Genomic DNA, 24,106 nt, shown 5'->3' with positions numbered 1-24,106 from the left:
CTCAAGGACGGGAGTTGAGCGTCTGCAGAGCGTTGTGGAGGGGTGCGTAGAGCAGCCGTACGAGGTCGGCGTCGCCGTCGGCCGGGAGGTCCGGACCGTCTTCGGCGGCCGGCGCGAAGTAGGGAGCGAGCACGTCGCGAAGTCCGGCGAGCAGACCGTCGTCCCCCTGGAGCGTGTCGGGAACCGCCTCCGAGCCGGGCGCCTGTGCCGCTGCCAGGCGAGGGGCGAAGCGGGCGTCGACGAAGACGACTCGCGCGGGCACACCACCGCGCACGAGGCGGCCGATGACCTGCCAGATCGTCACCAGCTGGTCCCAGGTGAAGGACTTCTTCTCCTCGGCGTCGAGCCGGGAGTAGATGTAACGGCGGGACAGCAGCCGCCGCCATTCCTGACGTGCGGTACGCCTGAAGGCGCTGCCCGCCGAGTCCAGATCGCCGGCCTTCTCCACCATGGAACCGAAGGTCTCGTGGCCGGGCAACGACAGGTCCCGGACGTAGCGGGAGACCCAGTCGTTCACGGCCAGTACCGCGAGCCCCAGGTCGTCGGGGCGGGGGTGAGGACGGGCCAGGAACAGGACCGTGCCGAAGGCGGCCTTGCGTTGCTTGTTGAGGATGTTGTGTCCCCTTTCGATGGCCATCAGCGGGGCCACCAGTACCTGGGCGTAGGGATCGCGGGCGAACGAGGCGAGGTCGCCGCGACGCAGGACGGTGGCATGCGTCCGGCCATCGGTGCCCGTGCCGGTGCCCTGGACGGCGTCGTCGAGGTCGGCGTCGTCCGCCGCCAGGACCCGTACACGGCCCTTCCACCGTTCCATGTCCTCCAGGAGACCCGCGGCGGTGTCGGCCTCCTTGTAGCTGCCGACCAGAATCAGCGCCCTGCGGCGCTCCTCGTCCGGGATGCGCGCCAGTTCGTCCTCCAGCGCGCTCTGGTCACCGGTGCGGGTCGGACCTGCCAGTTTCGTCACCATCTCCCTCAGCACCGCGGGGCGGTCCTTGAGCGCGGTTCCCGACAGGCTCAGCGGTCGCTTGTCGGCTCCGTAGAGGAAGCGCGTGCGGAAGGTGGTCTGCCGGATCGCTTCCATGGCTTCGGGGCCGGGTCGCAGAACGGCGGTCACCGGGGCGAGCACGTGGGCCCGGGTGGAGGTACCGGCCCAGCTGGTGCCGGACATCAGCAGGACGTGGGGGCCCGTGCGCCCGGACGCGGGATCGGCACCCAGGTGAGGAAGGGCGTGCAGGAGTTCCCGGCCGACACCCGCACAGCGGAAGAAGCGCAAGGTGCCGCTGCGCAGGTGGCCGGTGCTCGTTCTGCTGTCCTGCTCACGATCCGAGTCGTCGGGCAGGAACTGGAATCCGAGCACATTACCCATGGGTGCCTCGGGAACAAGGGGTGCGTAATCCAGCGGTGGTCGCCGGCCCAGCTCGTTGCCTGTGGAGTCCAGGTGCAGGGCGGCCTCCACCTGCGGCCACAGGAACGTCAGCCGGTCCAGACGCTGATGCAGGGCGGCGAGAAGCAGCGTGAACTCCAGCCGTGCTGCCGCGCGGTCCCGCCAGGCGTCCGATCCCGGGACGTCCGCCTGGGCCGGGGCGGCGCCTCGGACAGCGGCTGGGGGACGGAGTGTGCCGTCGAGCGCTGGTGAACCGTCGAGCAGATCGTCCAGGACGATCCGTACGCGCGTTCGGGTCATGCGCTCGTCCAGGGTGTGCAGCAGGTCATGAGTGGTCCGCACCAAAGCCTCCGCGCCCGGTACGCGGGGGTCCCGGTCGCCCAGCGGGTCGTCGCGGAACGCGTCGAACAGATCGTTGACGGCCGCTCGACGTGCTCCCCACGGAGTGGGCTCGGGGGCGGGCGGCGAGGTCGGTTCCGGCTTGCCGTCCTCCGGCTCGGCCTCGTACAGCATCTCGTCGTCGGGAGTGCCGTCCGGCAGGTCGTCGGAGGGCAGATGGGGCGGGTACCACTCCGACAGCAGTTTCTCCTGAAGCGTCCAGGCGCTGAAGTACTCGATGTCCGCCCAGTCGCGCAGCGACTTGTCGGCGATGAGCAAGGGGTACAGACGGTTGGCCGCCGTGCTCACCACGTCGTAGGCGGCTGCCCACCGCTCCACGTCCCGCTCGGTGAGCGGCAGCCGTCCCTGCCGGGAGAGTTCGTCGATCTTGTGGGTGCCCAACTGGTCCAGCCAGGAGTCCGGGCCCTGCTTCACGAGAGTGGCGGACGGCGCGAACATGTCGTCCAGTTGCATCTGCACCCGGTCGGCCTCGTCGACGATGACGATGTCGGAGCGCAGACAGGCCAGTTCGAGATGACGGATCCGCTCCGAGTTGAGATGGCGGGGCACCGGGGACTGCACCAGGCTTGCCGGATTGGCCACCCAGATCAGCGAGTCGGTCAGCTCCCGGGCGGAACGGTGCCGGGGACAGCCGGACCACAAGGGGCAGCCGTGCGGGGTCCCGGTCCCAGCGGCCGGTTCCTGTGAAGCCGGGAGGTCCCCGCGCGTGGTCGTTCCGGGGCGGTACCGTCCCGGAACGGAGGGTTCCACTGCGGGTGGTGCCTCGGGTCGCAGCGATGTGCACGGAGCGTCCGCGTAATGCAGCGGCTCGGCGGCCTCGGTGCCCCGTAGCGCGTCGACGACGCAGGCGGTTCCGAGGTCGTCGAAGCCCGGGTCGTCATGGGTGAGCAGGTTGTCCTGGCCCCGCGCGGCGAGGCGGCGGTGCAGCCGCTGGACGTGGGTCGTGCGGGTGGTGTGCCCGAGGACGGGAGTAGCCGGGAGTGCGAGGGTCCTGAGCGTTCCCACGACCGCGAGCTGTTCGGCCACATCGCCCACCACCAGGGTGGTGCGCAGGCCGCGTTGGGCAGCCCACACGGCGATCAGGGTCATCAGCGTGCTCTTGCCCGCGCCGACCATGCCCACGAGGTGGCCCAGCCCGTCGAGCCGCAGGACGTCACTGTCGAGGAACGCGGTTCCGTCGTCCGACCGGCGCGCGAGATGAAGGTCCTCCAGCCGCTGTGCCCAGCCGGCCGCGGGTGTGCCGCGCCGCTCGGCCTCCGTGTCCATCCACCGTGCGGTCTCGGCCAGTTCGTCCCTGGTGACGGACAGCGGGCTTCCGTCACCGGGTCGTCCAACGGCCAGATCGTGTCCCGGTACCGGCGCGGGGAGGATCTCCTCCGGAATTGTCACGGAGGCGGGCATCCGCCGCTGGACGAAGGTGCTGCGGCCGGCGGGAGCGGGTGGCAGAGCGCTCCCGGTGAACCCGGGCAGAACTTCGAGTGCTTCGTCGTAGTGGTCGAACCGTGTGCCGGCGGTCATCGGGGCCACCCGCCGTGCCACGGTATCCAGTGCGTCCAGCCGGTAGCCGAGCAGCCGCTGGGGCAGCGTCCGGTACGTCTCCAGTGACTGGCGCCACATGCGCCTTCGACGCAGTGTCCAGAGCAGGTGACGGGCGTGGGTGACGAGTTGCTCGTCCGCGGCCGTGACCGCGAGCCCGGCCGCACGGGCGAAGGGATAGCCCCCGAGCAGAACCCAGACACCGTCGGCGCTGCGGGCCGGGTCGAGGCGCTCCAGAAGACGGAGCCCGAGTTCGACCTGGCACAGCAGCGAGATCCTGACTCCAGGCTGGACGGCTTCCGCTTCGTGCCAGTGCCGGGCCAGGTCCTTCTCGACGGTCCGGTACCAGCTGTCCCTGTCACGCATCCTGGTCTCCGTTCGCGGCCGACGCCTCTGCCGTCGGCGAGGCGGTGGGGTGTGCCGGAGCCGCCAGACGCTCCGCGGCGGCTGCGGTCAGCTGCCGGTCGGTGAGCAGCCGAAGACCGTCGGCCTCGGGCGGCCGGTGCCGCTCGTACACGGCGAGGTAGTCGGGCCGTGCCTCGATCCGGTGGTGCGGCACGACCCAAAACGCCTCGTCGTAGGGCGGAGTCCTGCGGACCGGCCGGGCGTGGCGGCCCAGCAGCCCGGGGTGGGCCCAGTCCTTAACGTCCACCGCCCACACCAGGCCGTCGGGGAAGGTGACACGCAGGTCGTAGGCATCGAATCCCGGCCACATCTCGACCGGGAGTCCGAGTCCGGTCAGAAGGCCCTCGAGCGAAGCTTCGGCCCGACCTGGGCCGGTCACGAACTGCCTCAGCGGCCGCTCCAGTTGTCGCAGCACGCCCACCTCGTCCGCGGGCAGCTCCCGTCCGGGCGGTGGGGGACCCTGGCGCCTGCACTGGTCCCGTTCGCACCACCACCCTCCGTCGGAGAGGGGCACCAGCAGGGTCTGGCACCTTCCACAGGTGAGGTAGGCGCCGTTACGCCGGTAACTGGCGGGAACCTCCTGGTAGATGTCGTCGATCACCGCTCGCACCGGCTCCAGATAGGTGTCCACGCCGATCTCGAAGGAATCGGCCGTCGTGAGCACCGGCCGCTGGACGAGCAGCCGCCGGAAGGCGGTGTAGGACTCGGGGGCGCCGATGTCCTGGCAGACGCGCATGACCCAGCCGATCACCTCACGGTCGCGCTGGAGTCCGGCGCTGTCCCGGGTGTCCATCGCCCACTCGTGGCAGAGCTCCGTCGGCTCCGCCGAGTCGCGGTCGACCAGCAGGTCGCCCGGCCCGAAGGCGTCACGTGGCAGGTCCAGTCCCCAGCGGGCGATCGGACGGGTGCGGCACCAGTACATCAACTGCGGGACACTCGCGGGGGGTTCCGCGCCGCGTCGCAGGCAGCTGAGCGCGGTGCCGTCCAGCGCGCGCTGCGCCTCGGGATGGTACGGCAGCCGGAACCGGTCGAGGTTCGTGGTCTCGGCCAGGGCCAGTACCGCGGTGGCGAGGGTGTGCAGCAGGGGCACGTCCCGGTGTCGGGACCAGTCCGGCGGTGGGGCGTGGGAGTTCATGAAGGCTTCCGATCCGGTTCAGTCGCGCTGTTCCTGCGTGGCGGTGTGGTCGAGCCCGGGGCGGCACCAGTCGAGTGCTTCGCAGTCGGCGCACGCGCGGCCGGGACGGGCCGTGTACGTGGCATCGGAGGTCCAGGCACCGGCCAGTTCCGTGATCACCTGCCGCGCCTCGCCCACCACGTGCGGAAGAGCGGGGTCGATCGACCGCACCTCGCTGTCCTCTTCGTAGAGGATCTCCAGTTCGACCCGTGAACGGCTCGGGTCGCCGACCGCTCCGGCATCCAGCAACAGCACGCTGAGAGCCAGTTGGGGCCATCGGCGCAGCAGAGGCTGGTCGCCCCGGGGTGGCGTGGACGCGGTCTTCGTTTCCCGCAGAACGGTGCCGCCCGCTCGGGTGTGGACCAGGTCCGGGGTGGCTATGACGATGGTGTCGAGCGGCTCGTCGTAAACGGCCAACTGGTGCTGCACCGAGACCGTCTCGTCGGGTTCCAGACCGTCGAGCGGGCACGTCCAGGCGTGCTGCGCGATCATCAGGGAGGCGGTTCGCGACGCTTGTGGGCCGAGGGCGAACCCCCGTTCCGCCCACGCCTGCGGAGTGGCGGGGCCGGGCTCGTGCTCGCAGGGTCGGTGGGGGAGCCGCGCGTGCTGTTCGTTGAGCCAGTCGTCCACGGCCCGGCCGCGGCGTACGGCCTCGCTCTCCGGCCGTGGGGAGCGCAGATGAAGTACCCGGGTCAGGTGATAGCGGGCCGGGCACGCCGCATGGGCCCGGAGGTCGCTCACCGAGACGGTGCGGCGTTCCCGGCGTCGGGGAGGCTCGGGAGCGCCGAGCACCCCGGGGGCGCGGTGGAGGTCGTGGCACCCCGCTATCGCGGGGCACTTCGCGCAGGTGGAGGCCGGTGTGCGGGCTGTTCGGGAGACCACGCGGGCCAGGGCCGGGGCGGCGTGCCGCCGGTAGCGGTCCCGGGTCGTGGATTCGTCCCAGTCGGCCAGTACGGCCGAGCTGCCGTCGCCGCAGCCGACGGCGATCACCCTGACCCGCTCGGGGCGTGCCGTGCGCGCCGGGTGCAGTAGGTGGGGCGGAATCGGTTCGTGGGCGGAGCCGTACCGTGCCGTCGCGCACGGTTCGCCGAACATGGCGACGTGGGCGGCGGCGGCGATCTCGGCGTCCGGCCGGTCCTCTTTCGCCGATCCGAGGGAGAGCAGCCACAGTTCGCGTACCGTGCCGCAGGGCGAGGTGTAGCGGCGCCCCCAGGCAGTGCGTTCGTAGAGGGCCGCTCCCCGGTCGTCGGGCTCCCGCAGCAGGTCCCGGACCACCCAGTGCTCGTCGACCGGGTAAGTCACCGGGCGCCCACCGGCACGTAGGTCGGCGAGGTTCGCCTCGCGCGCCGCACGCCAATGGGAAACGGCCGCCGTCGTCCAGGCGAGGAGACCGGCGTGGACCGGGCGGGACCGGTTGCCGAACGTGCCCTGGGATCCGTGCAGTTCATCGAGAACCAGGTTCTCTGGAAGCCGGTAGTGCTCGATCCGGTCCAGGGCGGTCATCAGAGGTCCGAGGGCGAAGGTCTCCCAGGGGGTGGCCGCCCTCGGAGGCCGGGGGTCCTGACGGACCAGCGGGCGTGTCCTGACGGCGATTCCGGCCGGGCAGTCACGGAGGTCCTCCCGGATCGCGGGCAGTCCGGTGCGCACCAGTCGGATGTCCCCGGTGGTACGGGGTGGAAGTTGCCAAGGCGACATGGGGACCAGACCTCCGCTGTGTCAGGGGGCAGGCATGAGAGAAGCAGATGCTGTGAACTAAGTCAATGAATATGGTGTTCGAGTGGCGGGTACCGATAGGGTGTGATCGCTGCTGTGCCGAGCGTCTCCCCGGACGCTCGGCATCTGGATCCGATGCGCCGGAGGGCCGAGCGTTGCTGGCGGGCGATGTGGTGGACGGCCGGTACCGGCTGACCGCTCTTCTTGGCAAGGGCGGTGTGGCGCGGGTGTGGCGTGCCTGTTGTGTCGACACGGGGAGGGACGTGGCACTCAAGGTCATGCGCCCCGAGGCGGAGCTCGGGGACTGGATCGACCCGGCGCATCCCTTGGAGGACCTCCGGGCACTGCACGACCGGTTCCGCCGGGAGGGCGGGCTGCTCGGCACCCTCGACCACGCCGGCATTCCCCGGCTCTACGGGCAGGGCATGCACCAGGACAGCCCGTATCTGGCCATGCAGTTGGTGGACGGTGAGTCACTGCGCCGGTTCCTGGAGCGGTGGCGGCCGCTGCCGCTCCAGGTGGCGGTGGCCGTCGCCGTCCAGGTCGGCGAGGCGCTCGCCTGTGCCCACGAGATCCCCGTCGTGCACCGGGATCTCAAGCCGGACAACGTGATAATCGATGCCCAGGGCCTGGTGCATCTCGTGGATTTCGGCATCGCCCTGCCCACCCGCCCCGGCGCGGCGCGGTACACCTCGCACGGGGCGACCCCCGGCAGCGCCGGCTACATGGCGCCCGAGCAGATCCTGGGCAACCTGATCACCCCGCGCGCGGACCTGTACGCCTTCGGCTGCGTGCTGTACGAACTGCTCACCGGTGGACGTCCTTTCGTCCCCGAGGCGGGGCGGAATCTGTACGACCTGCACCTGAACGCCCCGGTGCCCACCGCACTGCTCCACGCCGGCACTGTCCCGGACCGGATCGCCCTCCTCGCCGAGGGCCTGCTCGCCAAAGAGGAGCGGGACCGCCCGTTCGACATCGGTGTGGTTCTGGATGTACTGCGTCCGTACCTGCCGGTACGGGGTGATCGGGCGCCGTTCCCTGTGCCGGATCCCGACCCCACACGTGTCTACAGGGAGCCGGAGACCCGCGTTTCGGGCCCTCGCGGCGGCCGCCCGGAAGCCGTTCCCGCCGTTCAGGCGCGCTCGCACCGCAGCGACGAGTGGCTCGCGGAGGAAGAGGTCGAGGCGGCGAGGGACGCGGCGCGGGCCGAGCTCGAGACCGAGGGGCCGGGCGCTTGCTGCGACTTGCTCGCAGGCATGCTCGACTCCGCGCGCAGCCAGTTCGGGCCCCGTACGGAACTGGTTGCCGACGTGCAGCTCCTGTGCGCCGACGCCGCCCGTGTCGCCGGCGACTACCGCAGCGCCGCCGAACTCTTCGTCGGCCTCGCAAGGGCTCTGGAGCGCAGTTCGGCTCCGTTCCTGCGCGGCATCATGCTTCAGGCCCGGCTCGGAGCCGCCGAGTGCAGGATTCCTTTCGGTGCCACCGAGGAGGCGTTCGCGCGTTGGTCCGCGGTGGTCGAAGAGGTCGCCGGACTGGTCGAGCCGTCGGATGCCGTACTCGAACGCTGCCGTGAAGTCGCCGTGGAACTCCACGAGCTGGGGCACGGCGCCGAAGTGGACACGATCCTGGCAAAGCTCGACCCCCTGTGAGGTGAAGGGCTCACGGCGCCAGGAAGGCGGCGGCCCGGTTCAGCTGCCCGGAGCCAGTGAGGCCGCGCCCAGAGCGTCGCCGATGGCATGGACCAGCCCCCGGCCGACGTCTTCCGCTTCCCCCAGAGCGGTGTCGAACGCGTTGAGCAGCCGGAACGCCTCGCCGTAACGCTTCTGCTCGTCGAGCGGCAGGCGCGGAACCTGGAGACGGCGTACGTCGATGCGGGAGACGGTGGAGGCGTGGCTGCCGGCCTGGCGGGCGTTGGCGGGGGAGTTCAGGCAGCCGGCGAGGAACCACGGATCGAGGAGAGCCGGGTCGGTGCGGACGGCGTAGAGCTGCGGCCCCAGCGCGGTAGGGGCGTCCGTGTCGACCCAGGCGGCGAAGGCTCGTGTCGCACCGACGACGACGATCTCTCCGGGGCGTGTGACGGTCAGGGTCCGCGCGGCCTCGGCCGCTGCCGCCGCGTCCGCCGGCAACCACGCACCGGACGGGTGCCGGGGCGTCACATCGGCCACCGTCAGAAGGCGTACGCCCCCATCGGCCACCACGTCCCGCCGCAGCGGCAATGCTTCGGGGCTTCGCCCCGCGCGCAGGGACAGAGCACCGGCGCGTTCCAGCTCCTCCACCGAGGCGAACGGCGCGCCGGACGGCTCACCGACCGTGAGTTCCCACGCGGAGAGCGTCCCGCTCAGGTCCTGCACCTGTTGGAGCAGGCCTCCGAATCTGCCCCAGGAGCGCCGCAGTCGTAGACCGGCCTCGGCGGCCGGGGCCGGGACGTGGCGTGCCGGGGTCAGATCCACCTGGTCGTCGAGCAGCGCCATGACCGGCACGGAGGTGCTGCCCGTGGGCAACTCGCCCGACGTTTCCGCCTCGTGGGAACGGACCGCCGTGAGCACCGAGGTCCGCAGAGCGTCCCAGACGATGCCTGTCCTGCCATTGCCGTGCACCTCCTCCCGAGCCGTGTCGACCAGCAGCAGATGGTCACCCGGCGTCCTGCCGTCCCCCGCGGGCCTGTGGAGCACCCAGAGGTGCAGTGCCACCGCGTGGGGCGGGGCGGCACCGGGAGGCAGGGCGATCACCGCCCTCAGTACGCCCCGGCGCAGCAGCCCGGCACGGATGCGGCGGCCGGCCCGGCGTGCGGCGACCCCGGGCGGCAGGAGCAGCACCGCGGTCCCGCCCGGCTTCAGCGTCGACAGCACGTGCTGGACCCAGGCGAGTTCGGATTCGGTGCGCGGCGGAATGCCCAGCGCCCAGCGCGGGTCCGTCGCGAGCTCCTCGTGCCCCCAGTCGCGTTCGTTGTAAGGGGGGTTGCACAGCACCACGTCGGCCTCGCCGACGGCCGGAGCGCGGAGGGTGTCACCGGCCACGACCGTTCTGCGGTGTCCGGCGGTGGCCGGGTCAGTGGCCAGCCGCGCTGTGGCGAGGGAGACGAGTGCCTGATCCCGGTCCTGTCCGTGGAGTGCCAGGGCGGGGCCGCCCTCGCCCCACCGCTGCGCTGCGGCGAGGAGCAGACCGCCGGCGCCGCAGGCCGGGTCGAGGAGGGTGGCCTCGCCGGTCGCGAGGGTGTCGCTCCGCTCGGCGTCCAGGGCGTGGACGGTGTGGGCGAGGTCGGCCATCAGCGCGGCGAGTGGCATCGGGGTGGCCGTGATCTGACGTACGTGTGTGGACAGCCAACGCTCCACCAGCTGTCCGACGGTGTCCGGTCCGCCGTCCTTCCCGGCGAGCAGCAGGGCCCGCTCGACGGCGTGGCGCTGCCCGGCGGACAGCGTGTCGTCTTCGAGCGCGATTCCGGTGGCACCGGTACCACGGGCGACGGCCGTGACGGCCGTCGCCATGAGGTCGCGGTCGGCCAGTGCTTCGAACAGGGGCCACACCCGCTCGAGGCTGTCCTCCTCGGCGTCGGAGAGTTTTCCCTGCGCGCGCAGCCACTCCTCGACCTGCGCCTGGTCGAACAGCGGGCTGGTGTCCGTTCCCCCCACGGGGGCCGGGAAAGTGGTGTGCCGCCGACGCCAGTTGCTGACCGCCGCGCGCCCGACGTCGGCGATGCGGGCGACCTGTGCCAGGGTGATCGCCACGGACGGAGGGGTGGGTTCGGGCATGCGGTTCTCCCGGATGGTGTCGGCGGCGGCCGGATCGCGGCACGCCATGCCGTTGGCCGCCGTCACAGTACCTCTCACCGGCACGGAGTGCCATGGTGTCGCTTGACTCAGTTCACGCACGTTACGGGTACCACGATCGAGAGCAAGCTCCGGAAAGGATGCGCACGTGCATGCGGGAAAACGGTTCGGCGGACGCTACGAGCTGACGGTTCCGCTAGGGACCGGAACCATGGGCAGCGTATGGCAGGCCGTGGACCGGGAGCTGGACCGGCGTGTCGCCGTCAAGATCGCGCTGCCCGAGCGCAGTGCCACGAGCCGTGCCGAGCGCAGGGCCCGGTTCGAACGGGAGGCGCGGGCCGCGGCCCGGCTCGACCATCCGGCCATCACGACCGTGCACGACCTGGGAGTCGATGAGGACGGCACTTTGTGGATGGTCATGCAGGTGGTGGAAGGGGCCACGCTCGCCGACCTGCTCGCCGAACGGGGGGAGCCGTTCGGCACGCAGGAGGCCGCGGCGGTCGCCGCGCAGTTGTGCGGCGGACTGGCGGTCGCCCACCGTGCCGGACTGGTGCACCGGGACCTGAAACCGGACAACATCATGGTCCGCAAGGACGGGCAGGTGAAGATCCTCGACTTCGGCCTGGTGAAACTCATGGGCGATGTCCTCGCCCGTCTCACCGCCACCGGCGAAGGCGTCGGAAACCTGCTCTGCGCCTCTCCCGAACTCCTCGGCGGTGAAAGCGACCTGGACGGACGCAGCGACCTGTACGCGCTCGGCTGCCTGCTGCACCACATGCTCACCGGCGCCCCGCCGTTCCCGCCGGAACCGCCGGTCCTCCTCGCGGGCAGGCATCTGCACGAGCCGCCGCCCACGCCGGCCGACTGCGGTGTCGTCGTTCCCCCCTCGCTCCAGGAACTGGTCGGCCGGCTTCTCGCCAAGGACCGCGGTGAACGCCCCGCGGACGCGGCCGAGGTCTACCGGCTGCTGGTGCCTCATCTGCCCGGCCCGGAACGTGCGGGATCCGCGGGCGGCCGGGACCGGCCGGAGGACGCCCGCAGGCCTTTCCTGATCCCGTCCGGTCCCTACCCGATGGATGGCAGGATCTCCGCAGGCGGATGACGGCGGAGAAGGGCGCGGAGTGCCGGTGGGAAGCACGGAGCGGTACGAGCTCGCGAAGAAGCTCGGCGAAGGCGGGATGGGCGAGGTCTGGAGCGGCTACGACACACGGCTGGACAGGAAGGTCGCCGTCAAGTACGTCTGGCCCCCCACCGCTCCGGACGCGCGACGCCGGGCGGAGGAGCGCTTCCGCAGGGAGGCCCGTATCACCGCCCGCCTCGAGCATCCCGCCGTGCCGACGGTCTACGACATGGGGACGTCGGAGGACGGCAGGATGTTCCTCGTCATGCAGCTCGTCGAGGGCCGGACCCTCTCCGACCTGCTGAAGGCGGACGGACCCTACCCCGTCGCCCGGGCCGCCGGAATCGCCGCGCAGGTCAGTGAGGTCCTGGCCTACGCCCATCGGCTCGGCGTCGTCCACCGGGACCTCAAGCCGGCCAACCTGATGGTGACGCGGCAAGGGCAGGTCAAGGTGCTGGACTTCGGTATCGCCGCCGTCCTGGAACCCGATCCGGACGAGCCCGTGCTGACCCGGCCAGGTTCACCCATCGGGACACCCGGGTTCATCGCGCCCGAGCGTTTCAACGGCCAGCGTGCCACCCCCCGCAGCGACCTCTACGAGTTCGGCTGTGTGCTGTACCAGCTTCTGGCCGGGCAGCCGCCGTTCGTCGGGAGCCCACAGGAGGTCTTCTACCTGCACGCCGTACGTGAACTGCCGCCGCTCGCGGACCGTCGCCCCGATGCCCCGCCGGAGTTCACCGCGCTCGTCGAACGGCTCCTGGCCAAGGACCCGGAGCAGCGACCCGAGCGGGCCGAGGAGATCTTCCGCGCCGTCGCCCCTCTGCTCCCGGGCCGGGACGGCGCCCCCGCCCACGCCCACCCGGTCCTCGCCCCTGTCGGCGGCTGGCCACCCGCGTGGTACGACCCGGCCGGTCACTACGCCCTGCGCTGCGACGCCCAGGTGCCTTCCTCCGGCACGGAGGTGCCGCGGCGGCAGCCCGCCCCCAAGCCCTCCACCGACCTGCTGGAGCGCCTCTTCAAGCCACGGCCGGCGCCTGCCGACGCCGTACGGTCGTCCACCGTCACCGCGGCTCCACGCCGCCCGTCCGCACCGCCCCCGCCCTGTACGCCTGTCCCGCCCCGTGTGCTTCCGGATGCCCCCACCCGTACCGCACCCGCCCCCGCCGACGGGAGCCCGCAGGACCCGCGGGAGACGGTGCGCGAACTGGCGGCGGCCGGGCGCTACGCCCAGGCGGCCGACCAGCTCGACGCGCTGCTGTCGGCGGCGGACCTGCCCGCCACCGATCCCACGCTCCTCAAGGACCGTATCGAGCTGCTCGGTTACCGTCGTCTCGCGGGCGAACTGCAGCTCGCGTACGACGGCTACTTCTCCCTCGGCGCCGCCCTGCGCTCCAAGCGCCCGGCCCGGGACCCGTACGTCCTGATGTGCCGGGCGGGAACCGCTCGCTGTCTGCGGGAGCTGGGGCGCACCGCCGAGGCGCTGGTCGAGTACGAGGCGCTGCTGCCGCACCTGCGCGCCGTGTTCGGTCCTGCGGCGGCCGAGGTGATCGACACCCGCTACTGGATCGCGGTCCTGCACGCCGGCGCGGGTGAGGTGCAGCTGGCCAGGGCCGAGCTGAAGGCGCTGTGCGACGAGCCGGCCTCCGTGTTCCCGGCCGAGCACCGGCTGCGGGGCCAAGCGGCCGCTCTCATCGCGCGCCTCGACCGCCTGGCGGATCGATGAACTTCTCTGTGTACATAGTCAACGAGATGGATGAGCTATAGGGTACGCAGGGGGGTCGAGCAAGGCCGCGCCGGGCCTTAGGGTTGCCCTGGCACCACGCATGTCCCTCCTTCACATGCTTTGAGTGGTTCCAGGCGTACCGGGTGGGAAGGCGAGGACGTGGCTGAGGCGACGAGGGCACGGCGCGGTGGGACCGCGTCCGCGGAGACGGAGCTGCCGGCCGAGGGCCGGCTCGTCGAGGTCCGGGGCCAGAACTGGGTGGTCTCCGAGGTGGAACCGTCCGGCCCCGCCGGGAGCCACACCCTCGTCCGGCTCCAGTCCGTCGCGGATGGCCGCTACGGCGAGACGCTGTCGGTCGTCTGGGAGGTCGAGCCCGGACGCCGGGTCCTGCCGGCCGGTTCCCTCCCCGACGCGGCCGCCGGACAGTACGACCCGCCCGAGCGCCTCGCCGCCTTCCTCGACGCCGTCCGCTGGTCCGCAGTGGCCTCCGCCGACGTACGCACCCTCCAAGCGCCGTTCCGCTCCGGGGTCGCCGTCGAGCCGTACCAGCTCGAACCTGTCTCCCGCGCCGTCGGCGCCCCCCGCGTCAACCTGCTCCTCGCCGACGACGTCGGCCTCGGCAAGACCATCGAGGCCGGGCTCGTCGCCCAGGAGCTGCTGCTGCGCGGCCGCGCCCACCGGATCATGGTCGTCTGCCCGGCCGGACTCACCCTGAAGTGGCGCGACGAGCTCCACGAGAAGTTCGGCCTGGACTTCACCATCGTCGACTCGGCGCTCTGCGCCGGCCTGCGCCGCACCCACGGCACCTCGGCCAACCCCTTCCGGGTCCACCCGCACACCATCGTCTCACTGCCGTGGCTGCGCGGCGCCAAGGCCCAGCGCCTGCTCGACGAGGTGATCGCCACCGGCACCGGGCCCGCTGCGGAGGCCGACGGCGGCGCCGCGTCCCGCCGCCGCTTCTTCGACCTGCTCGTCCTCGACGAGGCCCACCACGTCGCCCCCGCCGCACCCAAGCAGATCTACGCGGTGGACTCCCAGCAGACGAAGCTGATCCGCCGCCTCGTGCCGCACTTCGAGCACCGCCTCTTCCTCTCCGCGACCCCGCACAACGGCTATCCGGAGTCCTACACCGCCCTGCTCGAACTCATCGACGACCAGCGCTTCGCCCGGGGCATGGAGCCGGACAAGGAAGCCCTCAAGGACACTGTCGTACGCCGCCTCAAGTCCGCGATCACCGACGAGGACGGCAACCCCTACTTCCGTACCCGCCTCACCCGCACCATCGAGGTCGAGTACACCGAGGAGGAGCGTCGCGTCCATGAACTCCTCGGCCGGTTCGCCGAGTCGCGCCAGCAGCGCATGGCGCCCCAGGCGCACGGCGGCAGGAAGGCCGCCGACCTGGTCACCCTGCTGCTGAAGAAGCGCCTGTTCTCCTCACCGGCCGCCTTCGCCCGCACCGTGCAGGTGTATCTCACCGGCCTGGAGGAGTCGGCCGGCCGCACCCGGCAGGCGGCGACCGAGGTCCCCGACTGGCTCGACGACTTCGCCGACTACACGGCCGACCTGGACGACGAGGACCTGGCCGCCGAGGAGGACACCGCCCTCGGCCTCTCCACCCGCCTCACCGGCGACCCCGAGGCCGACGAGAGCGGCCTGCTGCGAGAGATGGAACGCTGGGCCCTCACCCACGAGGCAGCCGCCGACTCCAAGGCCGCCGCGCTCGTCGACTACCTCAAGGCGGTCTGCCGCCCCGGCGGGATGTGGCAGAACGAACGCGTCGTCGTCTTCACCGAGTACCGCGACACCCAGCGCTGGCTGCTCGACCTGCTCCGCCAGGAGGGCATGACGGACGGCGGCCGCGTGGCCCAGCTCCACGGCGGCCTGTCCACCGAGGAACGCGAGCAGGTCCGCCTCGGCTTCCAGGCCCACCCCGCCACCGACGAGGGCGCGGTCCGCATCCTGCTCGCCACCGACGCCGCCAGCGAGGGCATCGACCTGCAGAAGCACTGCTTCCGCCTGGTCAACTACGACATCCCCTTCAACCCCAACAAACTGGAACAGCGCATCGGCCGCGTCGACCGCTGGGGCCAGAAGCACGACCCGGAGATCCGCCACTTCGTCGGCACCGGCTGGAAGACCGCCGCCGCCGGGTCGTACGAGGCCGACCTCGAGTTCCTCTCCCGCGTCGCCCGGAAGGTGGCCCGGATGGAGGAGGACCTCGGCTCCGTCAACGCCGTCATCGCCGACGCCGTCCAGCGCCGCATGACCGGTGACCAGCGACCGGTGGACATCGAGAACGCCAAGGCCAGGCCCATCAAGGGCCGTGTCACCGGAGGCACCGTCGCCCCGGAGCAGAACGTCACCGCGCAGGTGAAGCGGCTGACCGCTCAGTACGGCCAGACCGTCGACGAACTCGGCCTCACCCCCGCCAACATCAAACGCGTCGTCGACACCGCCCTCGCCCTGGACCGCCAGCAGCCGCTGCGCACCAGCCCCGACACCGCCACCCACCTCGCCGACTGGTACGACGACCCCTCCGTCCCCGACCTCACCGACTCCCTCTTCGAGGTCCCGCCGCTCACCGGCTCCTGGGAGCGCGCCACCCGCGGGCTCGCCCACAAGCTCCGCCCTGAGGAGCAGCGGCCCGTCACCTTCGACGCCGAGGTCGCCGCCCAGGGCCGTGACGACGTGGTCCTCGCGCACCTCAACCATCCGCTGGTCGCCATGTCCACCCGGCTGCTGCGCGCCGCCGTCTGGAACTCGGAGACCGTGGGCCTGCACCGGGTCACCGCCGTCGTCAGCGACGACCCCGCCCTGGAGACCACCCTCGTCAGCGCCTACGCCCGCTACGTCCTGGTCGGCGCGGACGGTGTCCGCCTGCACGAGGAGATCCTGCACGCTGGCGGCTGGTTCGGGGACACCGGCCGGTTCCGCCGCTGGGCCAGCGTCAACACCCAGCGCCAGACCCTGCACCGCGCCCTCACCGAAGGCCGCCCGGCCGCCGACCACCTGCGCGGGCCGCTGGCCGACGCCTGGTCCCGCCGCCTCCAGCAGCCCCTCTACGAATCGCTGCGCGCCCGCGCCAAGGACCGCCGCGACGGCCTCCTGGGTGCCCTTGAACAGCGCCAGGAGGACGAGAAGCGCCGCGTCCGGCACACCTTCGAGCGCTTCGAGAACACCCTGCGCGCCAAACTCCGCGAGGAGGGCGACGGCGAGGGCGAGCAGATGGCCATGTTCGGCACCCGCGAACTGACCACCGTCGAACACCGCCAGTACCAGGAGGACCGGGACCGCTGGCAGCGCCGTGTGGAGAACCTCCCCGCCGAACGCGACCGCGAACTCGCCGCCGTCGCGGCCCGCTACCAGGATCCCCGCGACCACCTCTTCCCCGTCGCCGTCGTCTTCGTCATCCCCCGCAAGGAGGCCGTCCGATGAGCCCCCGCCCCGCCACGGCGAATGGCCGCAACCGCGGTGTCGCCGCCGCCATCGCCCACGCCAACGACGGCCGCAGGCAGCACCTGGACTGGCTGAACCTCGTCGACGTCTCCGGCCCCTTCCTCACCCTGCCGGTGCTGCTCGCCGCCTGGCCGCAGCTCGACGCGCTCGACAAGCCGCAGCGCGAACGCCTGGCACGCCGGCACGCCGCCTGGCAGAAGGACCGGAACGGCGGCCGCGACGAGTGGATCGCCCACCTCCTCGGCGACCTGCTGGAGTGGGGCGACGCCCTCGTCACCCGGGGCACCGACGCGGGTGACGCGGCACTGGACCTGTTCACCCTGCCCGTCCCCGACCACGACACCGAACTGCGGCCCGACTTCGCTCTCGTCGAACCCGGCACCGACCTGACCGCCGAACCCGGCGTCCCGGCCGCCGCCAAGCGCACCCGGATCCTCGGCACCGTCCTGCCTCCCGGCACCCGCCCCACCGCCCGCCTCAAGGACACCGACGGCACCACCTGGTCCGCCACCCCCGCCGACCGCCTGGCCCGCCTGCTGCGCCACCACCACATCCCGCTCGGCATCGTCACCGACGGCCGCTGGTGGTGCCTGGTCTGGGCACCCGTCGGCGGCGTCACGACCACCGCAGTCTTCGACACCGTCGACTGGAACACCGCCGCCGAACGCGACGTCGTCCGCGCCTGGGTCTCCCTGCTGCGCCGCTCCCGCTTCTTCTCCGTCCCCGAGGAGGAGACCCTCGTCCCGCTGCTGAAGAAGAGCCTCGACAACCAGGAGGACGTCACCGACGCCCTCGGCGTCCAGGTCCGCCAGGCCGTCGAACTCCTCGTCGACGCCGTCGGCCGCGCCGACACCCGCGCCATGGAACGCGGCGCACCCGGACTGCACGCCCAGGGCGTCACCGCCGCCCAGGTCTACCGGGGCTCGGTCGCGGTGATGATGCGTGTCGTCTTCCTCCTCTTCGCCGAGGAACGCGGACTGCTCCCCGCCGACAACGAGGTCTACGCCACCTCCTACTCGGCCGGACGCCTCTGCGCCGAACTGGAGGCCCAGGCCGACGCGCAGGGCGAGAGCTCCCTCGACTACAGCCACGCCGCCTGGCACCGGCTGATCGCCCTCTTCCACGCCGTGTACGGGGGAGTGGAACACCCCGAACTCCAGCTCCCCGCCTACGACGGCTCGATCTTCGACCCGATGACGTACTGGTGGCTGGAGGGCATGCCCGCCCCCGACGGCGACGGCACCCCGCTCCCGTTGCTGCCCATCGACGACCGCACCGTGCTGCACATGCTGGCTTCCGTCCAGTACGTCACCATCGGCGGCGACAAGCGCGCCAAGTCCGCTCGCCAGCTGGCCGCCGACGCCCAGCGGCCGTCGAAGCGGACCGGGGAACGCCGCAAGCTCACCTTCCGCGCCCTGGACGTCGAACAGATCGGCTACGTGTACGAGGGCCTGCTCTCCTACGACGGCCGGCGCGCCGACGACACCACGGTGGGCCTGATCGGCCCCCTAGGCAAGGAGAACGAGGTCGCCCTCGACGAACTGGAGCGCCTGGCCGCCCCGTTCGGCGTCGGCGCGCGGGCGGTAGCCGGCAAGGAGCCGGACCTCAAGGGCCTGGCCAAGGCCGTGGTGGAGGCGTTCAAGGACCCCAAGCCCGGCATCGGCACGGTGAACGCGACCGAGAAGGCACTGGCCCCGCTGGGGGAGGGCGAGCGCAGGGACGCCGAACTCCAGCTCTTCGCTGCCTGCCGCGACCGCGACCTCACCCAGCGGCTGCTGCCGTTCTACGGCCTGATCCGTGCCGACCTGCGCGGCTACCCGACCATCATCAACGCGGGCGCCCTGTACGTCACCGAGTCCGCCCTCCGCAAGAACACCGGCACCCACTACACGCCCCGGTCGCTGGCGGAGGAGGTCGTGGAAGGGGCGCTCGAGCCGCTGGTGTACGAGCCGGGGCCGCTCCAGACCGGCGACAAGAAGAAGTGGAAGCTCAAGTCGCCCGAGGAGATCCTGGGGCTGAAGGTCGCGGACATCGCGATGGGCTCGGCCGCCTTCCTCGTCGCCGCGTGCCGCTACCTCGCGGACCGGCTGATCGAGGCGCGGGCGGAACGGGACGACGCCGAGCACGCGGCCTACCGCGCGACGCGGGCGGCGACCGCCGTGGACGCGGTGACGGCCGTGGACGCCGAGGCGGACCCGCTGGTGATCCGCGCCCGCCGCGAGATCATCGAGCACTGCCTGTACGGCGCGGACATCAACCCGCTCGCGGTGGAGATGGCCAAGCTGTCGCTGTGGCTGGTCTCCATGGACCCCGAGCGGCCGTTCACCTTCCTCGACGACCGCCTGGTGGCGGGCGACGCACTGCTGGGTATCGCCAACCTGGAGCAGCTGGAGACCGTTCACCTCGACCCGAAGGAAGGCCGCCGACTCCACACCGGTGCCCTCTTCGACTGGACGGAGGGTGCGCGGCGCCGGGTCGCGCAGGTGGCGGCGGAACGCCGGGCAATCGCGGCGATAAACGGCGACGACATCGACGGCCTGGAGCGCAAGCGCTCAGCCCTGCGCCGGGCCCGTCAGCGCGCGGCCCGGCTGGAACTCATCGGCGACCTGGTCGCGGGCGCGGGTCTCGCCTCGGCCGGCGGCAGCGACGCGGTGCGCTCCCGCACCTTCTCGGAGGCGGCGAATCTCGCGGGCGACGCGGCGGGGGAGAACGTCCGCGACACGGACCCGGCGGTGCAGGCGGCGCGGGACCGGGCGTTGGAGTGGCTGGTGACGGACCAACCGGACGACGGGTTCGTGCGGGAGCCGGTGCATTGGCCACTGGTGTTTCCGGAGGTGTTTGAGGGGGGCGGGTTCGATGCGGTGGTGGGAAATCCGCCGTTCCTTGGCAGCCAGAAGATCGCGAAAGCAATGGGGGATGCATATCGCGAGTATCTGATTGATGGGCTTGCCCACGGGCAGCGAGGGCAAGCTGATTTTGTGGCCTACTTTGAGCTGCGTGCTCACCAGCTCGCATGTGATGGTGGGCAGACTGGTTTGATTGCGACGGACAAACTTGCTCAGGGGGACAGTCGCGAAATCGGTTTGGAGCAACTAGTCCGGAGCGGCGTCGAGATTAGGCAAGCCATCAAGAGCTGTAAGTGGCCATCGAAGTCGGCATCCTTGTCTTTCTGTGCGGTTTGGACCAGTAAGGAGAAGATCCCTGTCGGCGTTTCAGCCGTCCTTAACGGCATGCCAGTGAAATCGGGAATCACGGCTTCCCTGAATCCCAAATCGAGGGTTTCGGCATGGGTGGAGCCGCTTGACGGTAACTCCGGATTCTCATTTCAGGGGTCCAATGTATTGGGTCTCGGGTTCACTCTGAGCGAGGATATGGCGAAGTCTTGGATTTCCGAAGATCCTCTATATGAAGATGTTCTTTTCCCGTATGTCAGTGGTCAAGACGTCAATTCTGACCCTAGGCATAAAGCGGCTCGCTGGGTTATTGATTTCCATGATTGGGATGAGGTGAGGGCGCGAGATTATCCAAAGGCTTATGACAAGGTCGTTCGTGAGGTAAAGCCGAAGCGTGCTCAGAATAGCGATCGTAGTAGACGTGAGATTTGGTGGCGGTTCACAAGGCCAGCTGTAGAGCTGAGAGCGGCGATCCTGAATGGAGAGCTTGAGCAATGTGTGGTAATGGCTCGGGTCAGTGATACACTGATTCCAGTGAGAGTGGACTGCCGTCAGGTATTTCATGAAAAGCTTGTTGTCTTCGTTGAGGATTCGCCTGCATTTCTTGCTCTATTGACGAGTTCGGTTCACTACTGGTGGGCTGATCTCAATAAGACGTCACACGGGGTTGCCGCATCTGTGACGTATGCTCCCGAGCGCTGCTTCGAAACCTTCGTAAGGGCATGTCTGACGGATGAGCTCTTTTGCGCTGGGCTCCGGGTAGAAGAGGCCCGAGGATCGTTTATGTCGCGTCGGAATCTTGGCCTGACGGATACGTACAACCTCTTTCATAGCTCATCTTGTAGAGATCCTGCGATCGAAGAGCTTCGGTCCATTCACCGAGAGATTGACATCGCCACCGTGAAGGCCTACGGCTGGGATGACCTTCTCGAAGCCGAGGGAGGGCTCGATCACGGGTTTCATGAAACCGATCAGGGAACCCGCTACACCATCGGTCTTGTCGTCCGGACCGAGATTCTGGACCGTCTCCGCGAGTTGAACCACCAGGCCTACGCCGACGAGGTCTACCTCGGGTTCCACAAGAAGCCGAAGAAGCATCCGGACATGCCGCCCCCTTCCGCCGAGGCGCGGCGGAAGAAGGCCGAGCGGCTGGCCGGCAAGGCGACGGGTAAGGATTTCGATGACGACGGGCTCTTCCCCCCGGAGAATGCCCTGTTCTGAGCTACCCCTGACACACCCGTGGTGGCACCGCTCAACAAGCGGTGCCGCCACGCCCCACAATCGAACCCACCCGTCGTTGGATCGGGAGCCACCGCCCATGGTCTCGTTCTCGCAGGACACGCGGCTCGTCCAGACCGCCGTGATCGGCCACAAGAACTCCGAGCAGCCGATCATTCTCCCCACGGACCCCGACGATCTCGCCGTTCACCGTCGTCGGCATCCCCGGTACAGCTACTGGTGCGGCGTCCAACTGGGCGGCTGCGGACGCCAGCTCGCCGACCGGCTCTGCCGTGACGGCCGGGTCTGCCACTTCGCCCACCACCCCGACCCCGACGGCTCCCGCCCCGTCTGCCTCCGCACACGCAACGGCGAGGACAGCGCCGACCACCTCTTCATCAAGCACGGCGTCACCCGCTGGCTCGACAAGCAACAGCTGCCCAGCCGCGCCCAGCTCCGCAACCTCGGCAGCGGTCCCGGCGATGCCCTGGACATCCACATCCCCGGCACCCGCCAGCGCATCCGCTTCCACCTCTCCCGTGGACTCGACTTCCAGGCCTGGCAGCGGGCCGACGAAGAACTCGGCGAGGACGTCGACACCGTCGACTGGGTCTTCGCCCACGACAGCCCCCTCACCCGCGAGATGCTGGGCCGTCACGGCTACTGCCTGCGCGTGCGCTGCGAGACCGACGGCGCCGAGCGGCGAGTCCACATCGGCGCGGAAGGCACGGACCGCCGCATCGACTGGACCCCGCTGGAGGATTGCACCCTTGCTCCCGGCGGCCTGCTGACCCCCGCGGTCGAGCCCATCCGGCTCAGCCGCCCCAAGCCCAAGCCGGCGGGCTTCCTTGTCGTTGGCGGACCGACGTTCGCCGTGTCGTCCCAGGAACCAGTCACCGATGCCCCGGACCACCTTTCCCAAGACGGCCGTTACCTCGTCCTCGCCGATGTGAAGCCATCCGAGAGCCGCATGGTCAAGGCCTTGCTCTCACTGCCCGACGACGTACCACCTCCTGCCACCGGTAACGTCTTCCGGTTCACCGGCTCGGTACGCCTGCTTGTCACTGAGCCGGACACGACCACGGGCGCCCAATGGGCACTCCAGGGGGACAAGTTCATACGTCTCGACGCGCACGAAGCCCAGCGAACGGGACTGTGGTCACCTGTGCCTGTAGTGACAGAGGTGCCTGAACCATCCGAGACGCCCGTCGTACCGGCGCCGGAACCCACTGTGCCGGACCCGGAACCAGTCACCGTGGTGCCGCTCGTCGTGGCGGACGAGCTTCGGGACGCCGCGGCCCGAGTCCGGGAAGCACTTCTCTTGGAGGCGGGCCGTCGCGTGACGACGACCTGGCAGAGACTGGCTCCTGTGGCCGGGCTCGACCTGGACCGACTGTCCACCGCCGACCGCATCGAGCTGCTGGTGAAGGCTGACCTGATGCCGGGCAGAGGACACCCGTATCTGACGGTCCTCGTCCGGCAGCCCGGCGGGGCACCGTTGCCGTATCTTCCCGAGGTCCTGGAGGAACTCGGCCTCGGCCGAGCCGAGCACGGCGATCCGCTCAGGCGCTGGTGCGCTCAGGAGAGGATCCGCGCTTTCGCGCGGTACGGATCACCACAGCGCGAGGCACCTCCCCGCCTGCCCTTCCCAGCGGTGGCCGGGAAGGCGGGCAAGGGCACTGGCAAGGCCACGATTTCCCATGTCCGCGCGCTTCTGATCCACGCGAAGGAGGTCCTTCCCGAGGTCAAGGGGGCGAAGGGGCGAGGTCTGCGTCGGATCGTCGCTCAGGCGGAGGAGTGGGAGCGCAAGGTGAGAGTGGGCGGCAGCCAGTCAGGGCGCGTGAACGGGGCACCGGACAGCAAGCCGGCCCAGTACTACGCCGACGCACTGATCCGGCACATCACCTGGGCGAAGGAGGGCAACGGAAAGGGATGATGTTGCCCCTTCTTCCGCCTACTGGTCAGCTGCGAACCCCATAAACGCGGCCCACTGCTCCGCACCCACGCTGATCGAAGGCAAGGCGCGGTTCTTGGAGTCCCGGACGTGCACGGTCGCGGACGCCGTGGCGACCTCGACGCAGTCCCCGCCGTCGGACCCGCTGTAGCTGCTCTTCCGCCAGCACAGGTGTGTGGCGGTGCCTGAGTGTGCGGTGGTCATAGCTCTCCTGCGATCCGCTCGATGAGTCGCGCCGACTCCTCGGTGTTGAGGGCCTGCGACCGCAGCTTGCCATACCGAAGCCCGAGCGAACTTACCTTTGCGGCATCGGAGATCACCAGCCCGACTCCCTGCGACTCGAAATACCCCACCTGCCTGTGCTCCAACGTCTCCAGCACGACCATCGGTCCGTTCAGCCCAGGGTGGAAGCCCCGAACCGTGGGCATGACCTGCACTTCCACGTTGCGCAGTTGTCCCTGCTGGAGCAGGTGTTGGAGTTGCTCACGCATCACCGTCGCGCTCCCCAGCGGATTCCGCAACGCCGCCTCTCCGATGACGAAGCTCAGCTCAGCCACCGGAGTACGTGTCAACAGCTTCTGCCGGTTGAGCCGCGCCTCCACATGCTGTTCGGCCGTCTCCTCGCTGAGCTGCGGGCAGTGCCCGGCGAACAGCTCCCGGGCGTACTCCTCCGTCTGAAGCAGCCCCGGAACCAGCAGCGGGTCGTACGAGAAGCGGCTGACCGCCTCCGTCTCGATGAGTGCGAAGTCCTGGAAGAAGGAGGGGAGTTTGGCTCGCTCCACCTCGTCCTGGAGGGTGGCCAGCACCCCACCCGCCCCCAACACCCTCTCCGCCGCCTCCGTGAACGCCGCCTTCGCCGGGCGGCGGCCCTGCTCGATGGAGGCGACCTGCTCGTACGAGTACTGCACGGCATCGGCCAGTGCCTGCTGCGTGAGCCCCGCCTTATCGCGGAAGAGCCTGACCAGTTTGCCGTAACCGGCCCAGATCGCCGGCTTGTCGTCGTTGTTGTTGCCGCACGGCTTCTTCTGCTGGCGGGCTGCCATTCACACCACCGTCCCCACATCTGCGAGTTGCCCCAACCAAC

At 70.3% G+C, this 24,106-nt stretch carries 12 protein-coding genes; 6 read left to right on the top strand and 6 right to left on the bottom strand.

The window, feature by feature from the left end; translation table 11 throughout:
* Position 1 precedes the first annotated feature (1 nt).
* The 3 genes from ACZ5C2_RS12720 to ACZ5C2_RS12710 are packed head-to-tail and all read right to left on the bottom strand — an operon-like array spanning position 2 to position 6,593.
* Complete coding sequence (locus ACZ5C2_RS12720; RefSeq protein WP_407111328.1) at positions 2-3,685, bottom strand: pPIWI_RE_Z domain-containing protein; 3,684 nt, start codon at positions 3,683-3,685, stop codon at positions 2-4.
* On the bottom strand, positions 3,678-4,859 hold the full coding sequence (locus ACZ5C2_RS12715; RefSeq protein WP_386497628.1) for a pPIWI_RE_Y domain-containing protein: 1,182 nt from the start codon (positions 4,857-4,859) through the stop codon (positions 3,678-3,680). Before ACZ5C2_RS12715 ends, ACZ5C2_RS12720 begins: the two co-directional genes overlap by 8 nt.
* 18 nt (positions 4,860-4,877) lie before the next feature.
* On the bottom strand, positions 4,878-6,593 hold the full coding sequence (locus tag ACZ5C2_RS12710) for a PD-(D/E)XK nuclease family protein (protein ID WP_468789425.1): 1,716 nt from the start codon (positions 6,591-6,593) through the stop codon (positions 4,878-4,880).
* A gap of 173 nt (positions 6,594-6,766) precedes the next feature.
* Here ACZ5C2_RS12710 and ACZ5C2_RS12705 point away from each other — a divergent pair, with 173 nt between their 5' ends.
* Positions 6,767-8,260 carry a serine/threonine-protein kinase gene (locus tag ACZ5C2_RS12705; RefSeq protein ID WP_468789423.1) on the top strand — a complete coding sequence of 498 codons (1,494 nt, stop codon included), beginning with the start codon at positions 6,767-6,769 and terminating at the stop codon, positions 8,258-8,260.
* 39 nt (positions 8,261-8,299) lie between these two features.
* Here the strand turns inward: ACZ5C2_RS12705 and ACZ5C2_RS12700 are convergent, their stop codons facing one another.
* Positions 8,300-10,438, bottom strand: a complete 2,139-nt coding sequence (locus tag ACZ5C2_RS12700; protein ID WP_468789421.1) for an N-6 DNA methylase — start codon at positions 10,436-10,438, stop codon at positions 8,300-8,302.
* Positions 10,439-10,526: 88 nt separating this feature from the next.
* On the opposite strand from ACZ5C2_RS12700, the gene ACZ5C2_RS12695 reads away from it, so the two are divergent.
* From ACZ5C2_RS12695 to ACZ5C2_RS12675, 5 genes are all read left to right on the top strand, one after another.
* Positions 10,527-11,480, top strand: coding sequence for a serine/threonine-protein kinase (locus ACZ5C2_RS12695; protein WP_386497637.1), 954 nt, complete (start codon positions 10,527-10,529; stop codon positions 11,478-11,480).
* A gap of 25 nt (positions 11,481-11,505) precedes the next feature.
* Complete coding sequence (locus ACZ5C2_RS12690; RefSeq protein ID WP_468789418.1) at positions 11,506-13,221, top strand: serine/threonine-protein kinase; 1,716 nt, start codon at positions 11,506-11,508, stop codon at positions 13,219-13,221.
* A gap of 159 nt (positions 13,222-13,380) precedes the next feature.
* Entirely contained in the window at positions 13,381-16,656 is a 3,276-nt protein-coding gene (gene drmD / locus ACZ5C2_RS12685) for a DISARM system SNF2-like helicase DrmD (RefSeq protein WP_407111333.1), read from the top strand.
* A complete protein-coding gene (locus ACZ5C2_RS12680; protein ID WP_407111334.1) occupies positions 16,653-21,071 on the top strand; it encodes an Eco57I restriction-modification methylase domain-containing protein in 4,419 nt (1,472 codons plus the stop codon). The genes drmD and ACZ5C2_RS12680 overlap by 4 nt, the downstream gene beginning before the upstream one ends.
* 97 nt (positions 21,072-21,168) lie before the next feature.
* Positions 21,169-23,004, top strand: a complete 1,836-nt coding sequence (locus tag ACZ5C2_RS12675; RefSeq protein WP_407111335.1) for a hypothetical protein — start codon at positions 21,169-21,171, stop codon at positions 23,002-23,004.
* Positions 23,005-23,022: 18 nt separating this feature from the next.
* Here ACZ5C2_RS12675 and ACZ5C2_RS12670 read toward each other — a convergent pair whose 3' ends face one another.
* Positions 23,023-23,226, bottom strand: a complete 204-nt coding sequence (locus ACZ5C2_RS12670) for a DUF397 domain-containing protein (RefSeq protein ID WP_407111336.1) — start codon at positions 23,224-23,226, stop codon at positions 23,023-23,025.
* Positions 23,223-24,065: a helix-turn-helix domain-containing protein gene (locus ACZ5C2_RS12665; RefSeq protein WP_407111337.1), complete on the bottom strand. Its 843-nt coding sequence runs from the start codon at positions 24,063-24,065 to the stop codon at positions 23,223-23,225. Before ACZ5C2_RS12665 ends, ACZ5C2_RS12670 begins: the two co-directional genes overlap by 4 nt.
* Between the last annotated feature and the right edge of the window lie 41 nt (positions 24,066-24,106).

It is taken from the genome of Streptomyces sp. NPDC031365 (genome assembly GCF_055569765.1).
Note: the sequence above shows the minus strand (reverse complement) of the source record. Positions and strands in the feature narration are given on the sequence as shown.

Bases quoted from the DNA above. Each gene is read 5' to 3' on its own strand.
- ACZ5C2_RS12720 (WP_407111328.1), bottom strand. From the start codon at position 3,685: ATGCGTGACAGGGACAGCTGGTACCGGACCGTCGAGAAGGACCTGGCC.
- ACZ5C2_RS12715 (WP_386497628.1), bottom strand. From the start codon at position 4,859: ATGAACTCCCACGCCCCACCGCCGGACTGGTCCCGACACCGGGACGTG.
- ACZ5C2_RS12710 (WP_468789425.1), bottom strand. From the start codon at position 6,593: ATGTCGCCTTGGCAACTTCCACCCCGTACCACCGGGGACATCCGACTG.
- ACZ5C2_RS12680 (WP_407111334.1), top strand. From the start codon at position 16,653: ATGAGCCCCCGCCCCGCCACGGCGAATGGCCGCAACCGCGGTGTCGCC.
- ACZ5C2_RS12675 (WP_407111335.1), top strand. From the start codon at position 21,169: ATGGTCTCGTTCTCGCAGGACACGCGGCTCGTCCAGACCGCCGTGATC.
- ACZ5C2_RS12670 (WP_407111336.1), bottom strand. From the start codon at position 23,226: ATGACCACCGCACACTCAGGCACCGCCACACACCTGTGCTGGCGGAAG.
- ACZ5C2_RS12665 (WP_407111337.1), bottom strand. From the start codon at position 24,065: ATGGCAGCCCGCCAGCAGAAGAAGCCGTGCGGCAACAACAACGACGAC.